Here is a 12,134-nt window from a genome sequence, read left to right as displayed (position 1 = left end):
CGGGCCGGCTCGGCCGTGGCCGGACGCGGCTTCAGCTGCGCGGATGCCTCGTGCCTCGGTGGCGCGCACGCCTCGGCGGTGCGGGTGCCTCAGCCACGTGGACGGCGCGTCCTCTCCCCCGTCCGTCCCGACTGATCGGGCGGCCCGGGCAAGGCGGCGTCGGCGGCGGCCCTGACGGGTGTGACCGAGGCGGGGTCGAAGGGGGCCTCGGGTGTGTCGTCGACGGTGGAGACCTCGGGCTCGGTGCCGTCAGGGCCGGCGGGTTCGGCGGAGACGGCCGAGGCGGAGGTGTCCGGGGCCATGGCGTCCAGGGCCGCGATGTCGGAGGCCGTGGCCGGTTCGGCCTCCTGGGGGCGGGCGTCCGGAGGTGTGCCGAGGCCGAGCGGCCTCGGCTTCTCCGGTTCCGGAGCCGAGGGCTGGGTCTGCGCCTTCTCCAGGAAGCGCAGCAGCTCGACCGGGAAGGGCAGGACCAGGGTGGAGTTCTTCTCGGCGGCGACCGCCGTCACCGTCTGCAGCAGCCGCAGCTGCAGCGCGGCGGGCGTGTCCGCCATCTGCTGCGCCGCCTCGGCCAGCTTCTTGGACGCCTGGAACTCGGCGTCGGCGTTGATGATCCGGGCCCGCCGGTCCCGGTCGGCCTCCGCCTGCCGTGCCATGGACCGCTTCATCGTGTCCGGCAGGGAGACGTCCTTGATCTCCACGCGGTCGATCTGCACGCCCCAGCCGATGGCCGGGCTGTCGATCATCAGCTCGAGCCCCTGGTTGAGCTTCTCGCGGTTGGACAGCAGGTCGTCCAGATCGCTCTTGCCGATGATCGAGCGCAGGGACGTCTGGGCCATCTGGGACACGGCGAACCGGTAGTCCTCGACCTGGATGACCGCGTTGGCCGGGTCGACGACCTTGAAGTAGACGACCGCGTCCACCCGCACGGTCACGTTGTCCCGGGTGATGCCCTCCTGCGCGGGGATCGGGAGCGTGACGATCTGCATGTTGACCTTGTACAGCCGGTCCACGAACGGAATGATCATCGTGAAACCGGGCGCGCGTACGCCACCCACGAACCGTCCGAGCCGCAGCACCACGCCGCGCTCGTACTGCTTGACGACGCGCGCCGCCGCCGAGAGGTACACAAGACCCGCGCAACCTGTGGCGATCACGGCGGTCAGTACGTCCTGAAGCATGATGACGACTCCTCGCCAGTCGTCCGTGTGCCCTTTTGAGGCCTCCTTCAACGATATGCCCGGCCCGAGAAAGCGGTCGAGCCCCCGGACGAGAACCGCACTCGGCCCCGGACGGGAACCGCGTCCGGCCCGGCACGGGAACGGCGTCCGGCCCAGGGGGGACCGTCACAGGGCGGTGAAGGCGTCCGTCTGCGGGCGGTGGGCCAGGACGGCGCCGGTGTGCACCTCGTAGTACCAGGCGTGCAGGTTCAGCAGGCCGGCCGCCAGCCGCCGCTCGACGCACGGGTACGAGCGCAGCCGCAGCAGCTGCGCGAGGACGTGGCTCTGGACGCCCTCGGCGACCTCCGGGTCCTCGGGGGTGCCCGTCGGGCGGGGCGTGGCGCCCGCCAGCCAGTCGCGCACGGCGGGTACGGCGTCGAGGTCGTCGCCGCGCACCAGGGCGCCGACGGCCCCGCAGTGCGAGTGGCCGCAGACGACGACGTCCCGCACGCCGAGCACCTGCACGGCGTACTCGATGGTGGCGGCCTCGCTGGTGGGGTGCGCGCCGGCGTACGGGGGCACGATGTTGCCGGCGGTGCGCAGCTCGAAGAGCTCGCCGGGGCGGGCGCCCGTGATCAGCGCCGGGACGACCCGGGAGTCGGAGCAGGTGATGAACAGGACCTGGGGCGACTGGCCCGCGGCGAGTGCGGCGAACTCCTCGGGGCGCCGGCCGAACGTACGGGCGTGGTCGATGAGCGGCTGCATGGGGGTGACTCCTCCTGGCGCGCCGTGGGGCGCGTCGGGCGTGCATGACAGAGGTCAGGGCGATCGGACGGCGATCAGGACGGAGATCGCCGTGCTGCTCGGTCGCGCGCGGTTCTGTGCCGGTCGGCGGCGGCCCGCTCTCGGCTGAGGGACGGACCGTGCTCAGCGGTGGCCGGACGGAACTCGGCTGCGGGAGGGCCGGAACTCGGCCGAGGGAAGGTGCGGCGCTCGACTCCGGGGAGGACCGGCGGCCGGCCGGAGAGGCGGAGCCGTGTTCAGCAGCGGAAGACCTGGAGCGCTGCCGGGGTGCGTCCGGCGGAGGGTCTCGCCGTGCGGCAGTGCGCGACGCCGGGCGCGTCCGCTTCCTCGGTGCCCGCGGAGCCCTGTTTGAGCGCGGGCCGCTCGGGGGCCTCGGGGCCGGAGTCGACGGTGCCGTGCCGTTCAAGGGTGCGCAGCGGGCCGGTGGGGCTGCCGATGGAGCCGCAGTCGCGCAGAGCGACCCGGCCGGCGCGCTGCGCCGCGGCGGCGGGTGCGGTTCCGGACCGGTCCTTGGCCTCGACGTGACCGATGGTGTGCGCGGACGCGAAGGACGGAGCGGGTGCGAGGAAGGGGAGGGCGAGCAGGATGACGGCGAGGAGGGCGAGCATCGCCCGTGCCGCTGTGCCTCGGAACATGCGCCCCCTTCCGCCCGCACGCGGCTCCTGCGCAGACCACCATTCGGTCAACGAATGGTCAAGAGACACGGTAGTCGTGCGCCGCTGTTTGCAGGAGAAACTCCACGCGACACGCCGAACGCCGCCCGAAAAGTGCGGTCGGACGGCGCGGGAGGCCCTTGGCCGGAGGCCGGGCCGGTCGGGTGTACGGGCCGGTCAGGAGGTCTCGACGAGCCCCTTGGCGTCCCGGGCGAGTGCGGTGAGCCGGGATATCGCCCGGAAGTACTTCTTGCGGTAGCCGCCGTTCAGCATCTCCTCGCTGAACAGCTGGTCGAAGGGCAGTCCGGAGGCCAGTACCGGCACCTCACGGTCGTAGAGCCGGTCCGCGAGGACGACCAGCCGCAGCGCCGTCGACTGGTCCGGCACCGGCCGTACGCCGGTGAGGCAGACGGCCCCGATGCCGTCGGTCAGCGCGCCGTACCGGCTGGGGTGCACCCTGGCCAGGTGCTCCAGCAGCTCCGGGAAGCCGTCGAGCGAGGCGTTCTCGGTGGTGTGCGCCGCCTTCGTCACCTGCTCGTCGGAGAACGGAGCCGGGGCCTCGGGCAGCCCGCGGTGGCGGTAGTCCTCGCCGTCGATGCGCAGCGTGCGGAAGTGGGCGGACAGGCCCTGGATCTCGCGCAGGAAGTCGGCGGCGGCGAAGCGGCCCTCGCCGAGCTTGCCCGGCAGCGTGTTGGAGGTGGCGGCCAGCGCGACACCCGCGTCGACCAGCCGGCCGAGCAGGGTGGACACGAGCACGGTGTCGCCGGGGTCGTCCAGCTCGAACTCGTCGATGCACAGCAGACGGTGGCCGGACAGGGTCTCGACCGTCTTCTGGAAGCCGAGGGCGCCGACCAGGTTGGTCAGCTCCACGAACGTGCCGAACGCCTTGCGGGCGGGCTCGGCCGGGGTGGCGTGCCACAGGGAGGCCAGCAGGTGGGTCTTGCCGACGCCGTAGCCGCCGTCGAGGTAGACCCCGCGGGGCCCGGCCGGCGTCCTCGCGGCCTTGCTCCTGCCCCTGCCGAAGCCGAAGAGGCCGCGCCGGGTGCCGGCGGCGGGTGCCCCGTCGAGTCCGGCGGCGAAGTCCTCCAGGACCCGCACCGCCTCGGTCTGGCTGGGCTGCTTCGGGTCCGGAATGTACGTCGAGAAGCGCACCGCGTCGAAGCGCGGCGGCGGCACCATCTCGGCGACCAGCCGGTCCGCGGGGACGTGCGGCTCACGGGCACACAGGGACAGGGGGGCGGCGCCGGTCATGGGGCTGAGCCCGGAGGCGGCTGTGGAGGACGACACGGTTCCCCATGGTAAGCGGCGTGGAACACTGCACGGCATGCGACGCCTGTTCCCTGTGACCGATGAAACAGCAGCCCAGGCCCTGGGCGAGGGCCGCGAGACCGGTGAGGCGAGCGCGCCGGGCGGCCTCGCGGGCCGGGAGTGGACCCTCGCCGAGCTGGCCGCCGCCTACGCCTACCCCGAGCCCGGACCCGCGGGCCGGGAGCCGTGGCTGCGGGCCAACATGGTGTCCACGCTGGACGGGGCGGCCCAGCACGACGGCCGTTCCCAGCCCATCTCCAGCGCCGCCGACATGCGGATCTTCGGCACGCTGCGGGCGCTGGCCGACGTGGTGGTGGTCGGCGCCGAGACGGTACGGCAGGAGGGGTACCGCCCGGCCCGCGCGCGCAAGGAGTTCGAGGCGCTGCGGGAGGCGGCCGGGCAGGGGCCCGCCCCGGCGATCGCGGTCGTCACCGCGAGCCTGGAGCTGGACTTCACGCTCCCGCTGTTCACCTCGCCCCTGGTGCCCACGCTGATCCTCACGGGCGCCGCCGCGGCCCCCGACCGGATCGCGGCCGCGGAGAAGGCGGGCGCCCGCGTGGTCGTCGCCGGTGACGGCATGGGCATCGACCCCGTCCGCGCGGTGCGGGCGCTCGCCGAGCTGGGCCACACCCGCCTGCTCACCGAGGGGGGCCCGCGTCTGCTCGGCCAGCTGGTGGCCTCGGGCGTCCTGGACGAGCTGTGCCTGACGGTCTCCCCGATGCTCACCGCCGGGGACGCCCAGCGCATCGCGGGCGGCCCCTCGGTCGCCGTACCGCACCGCTTCACCCTGTCCTCCCTGCTGGAGGAGGAAGGTTTCCTGTTCAGCCGGTACCGGCGGACGTGATGGACCCGGGGTGCGTCCGGTAACGGGAATAAGTAATTCCGGCCTGTTGGTGGTGGGTGCACTCACTTCCGGCCAAACCTGTGCGTACACAGGGCAGGATTGTTTCTGCAGGAGCTGGTTCGGCTCTCTGCTGGAGGCAGAGGGCGCGGCCCTCGGAGCAGAAAGGGCGCCTGGTGTTCACAAGCGTATTGATGATCGAGAAGGCCCTGACGTCCGCCGACGTGGAGTTCGTCACCACTCTGCACGGCGAGGAGCCGGTCTCCTTCCACGTGCTGCTCCAGCCGCGCGGCGAGCAGGCGGACCGGCTGCTGCGGGCCATCGACGACATCGCGCTCGGCGAGATCGACGAGGCGGCGCGCGAGGGCGAGACCCCGGAGGGCGAGGACGCGAAGGGTGAAGGGGAGCGGGCCCTGGACGTGTCCCTCAGGGCGCTGCGCGCCGCGGGCGGCGAGGCCGAGGGCCGACTGGTCGAGGACCATCCGCTGGACGCCCTGAAGTCCCTGGTCGCGGAGGTCGGCGCCGACGAGGTGATCGTGCTGACCGACCCGCACTACGTGGAGGAGTTCTTCCATCGCGACTGGGCCTCGCGGGCCCGCCACAAGGTCGGCGTGCCGGTCCTGAAGCTGTTCTCGCACAGCAAGGCATAGGCTTGGGCGGCGCCCCCGTCCACGGGTGCGCGCACCGTCGTACCGCAGCCGTACCACCTGGGAGAAAAGCGCATGGCACCCGGCCTTCCTACCGCCATGGACCGACCGCACTTCATCGGCATCGGCGGCGCCGGGATGTCGGGCATCGCCAAGATCCTCACCCAGCGCGGCGCGCGGGTCGAGGGCAGCGACGCGAAGGAGTCCGCGACCGCCGAGGCGCTGCGGGCGCTGGGCGCCACCGTGCACATCGGGCACGCGGCCGAGCACCTCGCCGGCGACGCGAGCTGCGTCGTCGTCTCCTCGGCCATCCGCCAGGACAACCCGGAGCTGGTGCGCGCCGCCGAGCTGGGCATCCCGGTCGTCCACCGCTCCGACGCCCTGGCCGCCCTGATGACGGGCCTGCGCCCGATCGCGGTCGCCGGCACCCACGGCAAGACGACCACGACCTCCATGCTGGCCGTCTCCCTCACCGAGCTCGGCCTGAGGCCCTCCTACGCCATCGGCGGCGACCTGGACGCCCCCGGCTCCAACGCGGTGCACGGCGAGGGCGACATCTTCGTCGCCGAGGCGGACGAGTCGGACCGCAGCTTCCACAAGTACGCCCCCGAGGTCGCCATCGTCCTCAACGTCGAACTGGACCACCACGCCAACTACGCCTCGATGGACGACATCTACGAGTCCTTCGAGACCTTCGCCGGGAAGATCGTCCCCGGCGGCACGCTGGTGATCGCGGCCGACCACGAGGGCGCGCGCGAGCTGACCCGCCGGGTGGCCGGATCGGTACGGACGGTGACGTACGGCGAGTCGCGGGACGCGGACGTACGCATCCTCTCGATCGTGCCGCAGGGCCTGAAGAGCCAGGTCACCGTGGAGCTGGACGGCGCGGAGCTCACGTTCGCGGTCTCCGTCCCCGGCCGCCACTACGCGCACAACGCCGTCGCCGCGCTGGCCGCCGGCGTGGCCCTCGGCATCCCGGCCGCCGAGCTCGCCCCCGCCCTGGCCGCCTACACCGGCGTCAAGCGGCGCCTGCAGCTCAAGGGCGAGGCCGCCGGTGTCCAGGTGATCGACTCCTACGCCCACCACCCGACCGAGATGACCGCCGATCTGGAGGCGATGCGCTCCGCCGCGGGCGACGCCCGGATCCTGGTCGTCTTCCAGCCGCACCTGTTCTCCCGCACCCAGGAGCTGGGCAAGGAGATGGGCCAGGCCCTCGCCCTCGCCGACGCCTCCGTCGTGCTCGACATCTACCCCGCCCGCGAGGACCCGATCCCCGGCGTCACCAGCGAGCTGATCATCGAGGCCGCCCGGGCCACCGGCGCCGACGTCACGGCCGTCCACGACAAGGCGGAGGTGCCGGACGTGATCGCGGGAATGGCGAAGGCCGGTGATCTCGTTCTCACCATGGGCGCGGGCGACGTCACCGACCTCGGACCGCGCATCCTGGACCGTCTGACCGAGAACTGAGGGGTTGAGTGCTCATGCCGTACGACGTCGACAAGCCGGACGAGCAGTGGCGTGAGGAGCTGACTCCGGCCGAGTACGCGGTGCTGCGCCAGGCCGGCACCGAGCCCGCCTTCACCGGCGAGTACACGGACACCAAGACCAAGGGTGTCTACTCCTGCCGGGCCTGTGGCGCCGAGCTGTTCACCTCCGACACCAAGTTCGAGTCCCACTGCGGCTGGCCGTCCTTCTTCGACCCGAAGGACACCGACGCCGTGGAGATCCTGGAGGACCGCTCCCACGGGATGGTGCGCACCGAGGTGCGGTGTGCCCGCTGCGGGTCGCACCTCGGGCATGTCTTCGAGGGGGAGGGGTACCCCACTCCCACCGATCAGCGGTACTGCATCAACAGCATCTCGTTGCGGCTGACGCCGGCCGAGGGCTGAGCGGGAGCGGCCCGCGCCCCTTTGCGGTGCCCTGAGATGGTGGGACAATATGGGACACAGGTGGCGTCACCGGCGCCACCGGTGGTTTCTCCGCATCTCTGCAGAGGCGGGTGGAAAACATGGTCACAGCCTCCTACGTGGTACTGGCAGTGGAACCGCACGCGTGGGCCACGCTCGGTGCCTTCATCGGCGGCCTGGTGGTCGTCTGCGCGCTCGTGTGGGCCGTAGGCATGGGCATCGGAGTGATGCGCCGGGAGCCGGACCGGCCCAAGGACACCGAGCAGCCCCACCTGCCGGTCACCGGAGCCGTCCAAGAGATCAGCGAGATGCGTGAGCCGGACGAGGTGGAGTGCGAGGACGGCGAGCGGCTCATGCCGTATGAGATCCACCGCGCCGGTACCCGGCGCAGCCAGGACCAGCACCGGCACCGCTGGGCCCCGGGCGGCAGCGGGTCCTTCGGCAGCGGAGGCCCGGGCGCCCACTGACGCGACGCCCCGGCCGTACCGGATCCGTTACGTCCCCCGATCGCCGCCGGTCTTCGTCCGACCCCGGCCGTCACGGGGCGGGTTCCTTCACGGAACCCGCCCCGTTGTCATGGGTTCCGCCACATGCCCACAGGCCCCGCCCCCTTCGGGTGCTCCCGGCCCGCCGCAACCCGAGGCGTCTAGACTCACTCCGCAACGGCCCGTGCGACCGTGGCCGAGAGCGGGCAGCTACTGCCAGACCGAAGGGTGTTCGGCGTTTGATACGCATAGACACAGTCACCAAGCGGTACCCGGACGGCACGGTGGCGGTCGACCGGCTCTCGCTGGAGATACCGGACCGCTCGATCACCGTGCTCGTCGGACCCTCCGGCTGCGGCAAGACCACCACCCTGCGCATGATCAACCGGATGGTGGAGCCGAGCGAGGGCAGCATCCTCCTCGACGGCGTGGACATCCGGGAACAACCCGTCAACTCCCTGCGCCGGTCGATGGGTTACGTCATCCAGAACGCCGGTCTCTTCCAGCACCGCACCATCGTCGACAACATCGCCACCGTGCCCCGGCTGCTCGGCTGGGGCCGGCAGAAGTCCCGTGCGCGGGCGGTGGAGTTGATGGAGCGTGTCGGCCTGGACTCCGCACTGGCCAAGCGGTACCCCTACCAGCTCTCGGGCGGTCAGCAGCAGCGCGTCGGCGTGGCGAGGGCGCTCGCCGCGGACCCTCCGGTGCTGTTGATGGACGAGCCGTTCTCGGCCGTCGACCCGGTGGTGCGCAAGGGCCTTCAGGACGAACTCCTGCGCCTCCAGGAGGAGCTGGGCAAGACGATCGTCTTCGTCACCCACGACATCGACGAGGCCATCAAGCTCGGCACCACGGTCGCGGTGCTGCGTGCCGGCGGCAGGCTCGCCCAGTACGCACCGCCCGCCGAACTGCTCACCGCCCCCGCCGACGCCTTCGTGGAGGACTTCCTCGGCACCGACCGCGGCATCCGCCGGCTCTCCTTCTTCGGCACCGCAGGGCTGGAGCTGAAGACCTCCCCGATCGTCGCGGTCGACGCCACCGCCGAGGAGGCCGCCGCGCGCCCCGGCGGCGACGTGCACTACCTGCTCGTCACCGACCGCGACGGCAGACCTCTCGGCTGGAGCGAGCCGGCCGCCCTGACCGCCGGGGCGGTGGACGCGGGCCGGCTCCTGCCCCACGGACGGCCCTTCGAATACGGCGTCGAGTCCCTGCGCGCCGCCCTGGACTGCGCCGTGCTCTCCCCGACCGGCTGGGCCGTCGCCGTGGACGGCACCGGCCGCGCCGTCGGCGTCGTCTCGCAGCAGACCATCGGTGAGGCGATCCGCACCGCGCACGCCGAGGGCCGCCGCACCGAGGCCGGAGCCGATGCCCGTACCGGTGACGACGCCGGGTCGGCCGCCGGGACCGACGCCAAGGTCGCCGGATGAATCGCTTCTTCGACATCCCGAGCGATCTCCAGCACAGCTGGCTCGGTCTGGTCGGCCTGCACCTGCGCGAGGCCCTGCTGCCGGTGCTGGCCGGCCTCGTCGCCGCCCTGCCGATCGCCCAGCTGTGCGTGCGCTTCCGCTGGTTGTACGCGCCCGTACTCGGTGTGACGACCGTCCTCTACGCCATCCCGTCGCTGGCCTTCTTCGTCGTCCTCATCGACTACACCGGCCAGACCGAGCTCACCGTGATGATCCCACTGGCCGTCTACAGCCTGGTGGTGCTCGTCCCGGCCATCGTCGACGGCGTCCGCTCGGTGCCGCAGGAGACCCTGGCGGCGGCCACCGCCATGGGGCTCGGGCCCGTACGGCGCTATCTCCAGGTCCAGTTGCCGATCGCGGTGCCGGCGATCATCGCCGGTCTGCGGGTGGCCACCGTGTCGAGCATCTCGCTGGTGAGCGTCGGCATGCTGATCGGCAACCAGGGGGCGCTGGGCAACCTGCTCCAGGACGCGAACAGCTACCACCGGCCCGAGCTAGCGGTGAACTCCGTGGTCACCACGGCGGCCCTGGCGATCCTCGCCGACGCGGCCCTGGTCGGCGTACGGATCCTGCTCACCCCGTGGATGCCGCGCGCCGCACGCCGGGGCGGGCCCGGGCCGGCCGAGGAGCGCCCCGAACCATCCGTTCCCGCCCTGGAGGGCGCCTTGGAGGACGGTCCCCAGGCACTGGAGGACGCCCGGTGAACGTACTCCACTTCGTCAACGCCTTCTTCAGCGACGGCAGCCACTGGCACGGCTACGACGGCATCCCCGCGCGACTGGCCGAGCACATCCGGTACTCCCTGCTGGCGCTCGGCCTGGCCGCCGTCGTCGGCCTGCCGGTCGGCCTGCTCACGGGCCACTACGGCCGTGGCGGCAACGCCCTCGCCCTGATCGCCACCGCCGGGCGGGCGCTGCCCAGCTTCGGCCTGCTGGTGCTGATGTTCATCCTGCTCGGCTTCGGCATGGTCCCGGTGATGGTCCCGCTGGTCGTCCTCGCCGTTCCGCCGATCCTGGTGACCACGTACGAGGCGATGCGCTCCGTCGACCCCTCCCCGGTGGACGCCGCCCGGGGCATGGGAATGGGGGAGTCCCGCGTCCTCTTCCAGGTCGAACTTCCCGTGGCGCTGCCGCTGATCCTCAGCGGGCTGCGCTCGGCGGCCATCCAGATCATCTCGACCGCCACCATCGCCGCGTACGTCAGCCTCGGCGGGCTCGGCCGGTACATCGTCGACGGCCTCTACCAGCTCGACTACGAGAAGGTCGTGGGCGGCGCCACGCTGGTCGCCGTGCTGGCGCTGGTGACGCTCGGGGTGTTCTGGGCGGCCGGACGGTTCGCGGTGTCGCCCGGGGTCCGCAGGGGTGGCTGACCCCTGGAAGGCGCGGCTCGCCGGTGGCCCCTCCGGAGTGTTCACTGGGCGGGGACCCGCTCGCCTCGTGTGAAGAATGCATCACAAATCAGCTGCTCAGCGGGAACCGGCCGGATGAGATCAGTAAAGTGCAGGACTCCGCATGCCGTGCGCCCCGACCCCGCGGTCCCCTACCAGCACCCACCAACTTCCGAGCCCGGAACGGGAATTGTGACTTCTTACGCGAAGAGCACCAGGTCCAGCACGAGGCAGTTCGGCGTCGTCGCCGTCGCACTCGCCGCCACCGGGGCACTCGTCACCGGGTGTTCGTCGTCCGACGGCAAGTCCGGCGGTGACCCGCTCTCGGGCGGCAAGTCGAGCGGCGGCAGCGTCGTCGTCGGCTCCAACAACTTCCCCGAGAGCACCCTGCTCGCCGACATCTACGGCGAGGCTCTGAAGGCCAAGGGCATCAAGGTCACCTACAAGCCCAACATCGGCAGTCGCGAGACGACCTACGGCCTGATGAAGAACGGCTCCCTGACCGTGCTGCCCGAGTACAACGGCTCCTTGCTGGCCTACCTCGACAAGAAGGCCGCGCCGAAGACGGTGGCCGACACGACGGCCGCCATCAACGCCAAACTGGACCCCGCGTTGACGCTCCTGGAGCCCGCGCCCGCGGAGGACAAGGACTCCGTCACGGTCAACCGGGAAACGGCGGCGAAGTACCACCTGACCGGGAAGTCGACGATCGCGGACCTCACGGAGGTCGCCAAGGACCTGGTCATCGGCGGTTCGCCGGAGTTCCAGAACCGCCAGCAGGGGCTCCTCGGCCTGAAGTCGGTCTACGGACTGGAGTTCAAGTCCTTCAAGGCGCTGGACGCGGGTGGGCCCCTGACCCAGGCGGCCCTGAAGAAGAACCTCGTCCAGGTCGCGGACATCTTCACCACGGACCCGACCATCTCGAAGGAGAAGTTCGTCACCCTGCAGGACCCCAAGAACCTCTTCGGCTTCGCGAACGTCCAACCGCTCGTCGGCAAGGGCAAGCTCTCCCAGAAGGGCGTCGACGCGCTCAACGCGGTCTCCGCCAAGCTGGACACGGCCACCCTGCTGGACCTCGACACCAAGGTCCAGGTGGAGAAGCAGGACCCGCTCGACGTCGCGAGGGCCTGGCTGAAGTCGGCCGGTCTCGCCTGACCCGGCGGGCGCGGGATGCCTGGCCGGACGGCCGGCGTCCGGCACCCCGCGCCCGGCGAGCACTCCTGCACACTGCGCCTGACGGCCCACCAGGTACGGGCTGCTCCCGCCCGCGCCCGTGCCTCCCTGCGCCGCGCCCTGCGCGCCCGGCGTGACTCCTGGTCAGGGAGCCAGCCGAAGGCGAGGCAGCTGCCGGTCGCCCCGAGGAGGTCGCATGCGTTTGCGTCCCGTCCTCACCCTCGTCGCCGCTGTCGCCGTGCTCTCGCTCGCGGCGATCGTCCCCGCCTCCGCCGCGGGCGGCGCATCGCGATCGACAACCTGCCG

Annotated in this window: 13 protein-coding genes and 1 pseudogene; 9 read left to right on the top strand and 5 right to left on the bottom strand. The window is 71.8% G+C overall.

From position 1 onward, the window contains the following. Positions 1 to 89: 89 nt before the first annotated feature. From BZY54_RS14165 to zapE, 4 genes are all read right to left on the bottom strand, one after another. A complete protein-coding gene (locus BZY54_RS14165; protein WP_086725535.1) occupies positions 90 to 1,178 on the bottom strand; it encodes a slipin family protein in 1,089 nt (362 codons plus the stop codon). A gap of 165 nt (positions 1,179 to 1,343) precedes the next feature. Continuing rightward, complete coding sequence (locus tag BZY54_RS14160) at positions 1,344 to 1,922, bottom strand: carbonic anhydrase (RefSeq protein ID WP_086725534.1); 579 nt, start codon at positions 1,920 to 1,922, stop codon at positions 1,344 to 1,346. A 275-nt stretch (positions 1,923 to 2,197) separates the two neighbouring features. Next, positions 2,198 to 2,596, bottom strand: coding sequence for a hypothetical protein (locus tag BZY54_RS14155; RefSeq protein ID WP_086725533.1), 399 nt, complete (start codon positions 2,594 to 2,596; stop codon positions 2,198 to 2,200). 195 nt (positions 2,597 to 2,791) lie between these two features. Next, the gene (gene zapE / locus BZY54_RS14150; RefSeq protein WP_086725539.1) at positions 2,792 to 3,901 is read right to left on the bottom strand and encodes a cell division protein ZapE; all 1,110 of its coding nucleotides are present in this window, start codon (positions 3,899 to 3,901) and stop codon (positions 2,792 to 2,794) included. Between the two features lie 37 nt (positions 3,902 to 3,938). Here zapE and BZY54_RS14145 point away from each other — a divergent pair, with 37 nt between their 5' ends. From BZY54_RS14145 to BZY54_RS14105, 9 genes are all read left to right on the top strand, one after another. After that, a complete protein-coding gene (locus tag BZY54_RS14145; RefSeq protein ID WP_244217155.1) occupies positions 3,939 to 4,766 on the top strand; it encodes a pyrimidine reductase family protein in 828 nt (275 codons plus the stop codon). 173 nt (positions 4,767 to 4,939) lie between these two features. Further along, positions 4,940 to 5,413 carry an indole-3-glycerol phosphate synthase gene (locus BZY54_RS14140; protein WP_208640648.1) on the top strand — a complete coding sequence of 158 codons (474 nt, stop codon included), beginning with the start codon at positions 4,940 to 4,942 and terminating at the stop codon, positions 5,411 to 5,413. A 72-nt stretch (positions 5,414 to 5,485) separates the two neighbouring features. Continuing rightward, on the top strand, positions 5,486 to 6,877 hold the full coding sequence (murC, locus tag BZY54_RS14135) for a UDP-N-acetylmuramate--L-alanine ligase (protein WP_086725530.1): 1,392 nt from the start codon (positions 5,486 to 5,488) through the stop codon (positions 6,875 to 6,877). Positions 6,878 to 6,891: 14 nt separating this feature from the next. Beyond that, positions 6,892 to 7,299 (top strand): peptide-methionine (R)-S-oxide reductase MsrB, encoded by a 408-nt coding sequence (msrB, locus tag BZY54_RS14130; protein ID WP_086725538.1) that lies wholly within the window; start codon positions 6,892 to 6,894, stop codon positions 7,297 to 7,299. Positions 7,300 to 7,418: 119 nt separating this feature from the next. Next, positions 7,419 to 7,784, top strand: coding sequence for a DUF6479 family protein (locus BZY54_RS14125; protein WP_086725529.1), 366 nt, complete (start codon positions 7,419 to 7,421; stop codon positions 7,782 to 7,784). Between the two features lie 257 nt (positions 7,785 to 8,041). Next, a complete protein-coding gene (locus tag BZY54_RS14120) occupies positions 8,042 to 9,229 on the top strand; it encodes an ABC transporter ATP-binding protein (protein WP_167413991.1) in 1,188 nt (395 codons plus the stop codon). Beyond that, on the top strand, positions 9,226 to 9,972 hold the full coding sequence (locus tag BZY54_RS14115) for an ABC transporter permease (protein WP_086725528.1): 747 nt from the start codon (positions 9,226 to 9,228) through the stop codon (positions 9,970 to 9,972). The genes BZY54_RS14120 and BZY54_RS14115 overlap by 4 nt, the downstream gene beginning before the upstream one ends. Then, on the top strand, positions 9,969 to 10,637 hold the full coding sequence (locus tag BZY54_RS14110) for an ABC transporter permease (protein ID WP_086725527.1): 669 nt from the start codon (positions 9,969 to 9,971) through the stop codon (positions 10,635 to 10,637). The genes BZY54_RS14115 and BZY54_RS14110 overlap by 4 nt, the downstream gene beginning before the upstream one ends. 210 nt (positions 10,638 to 10,847) lie before the next feature. Next, positions 10,848 to 11,810 carry an ABC transporter substrate-binding protein gene (locus BZY54_RS14105; RefSeq protein WP_208640647.1) on the top strand — a complete coding sequence of 321 codons (963 nt, stop codon included), beginning with the start codon at positions 10,848 to 10,850 and terminating at the stop codon, positions 11,808 to 11,810. Between the two features lie 104 nt (positions 11,811 to 11,914). Here BZY54_RS14105 and BZY54_RS55415 read toward each other — a convergent pair. Further along, positions 11,915 to 12,019 (bottom strand): annotated as a pseudogene (locus BZY54_RS55415) (DUF6114 domain-containing protein); the annotation flags it as partial. Positions 12,020 to 12,134: the final 115 nt, after the last annotated feature.

The organism is Streptomyces carpinensis, from assembly GCF_002154505.1.
Classification (GTDB): domain Bacteria; phylum Actinomycetota; class Actinomycetes; order Streptomycetales; family Streptomycetaceae; genus Streptomyces; species Streptomyces carpinensis.
The sequence above is the reverse complement of the archived record's forward strand: the minus strand, read 5'-3'. Positions and strand labels throughout refer to the sequence as shown.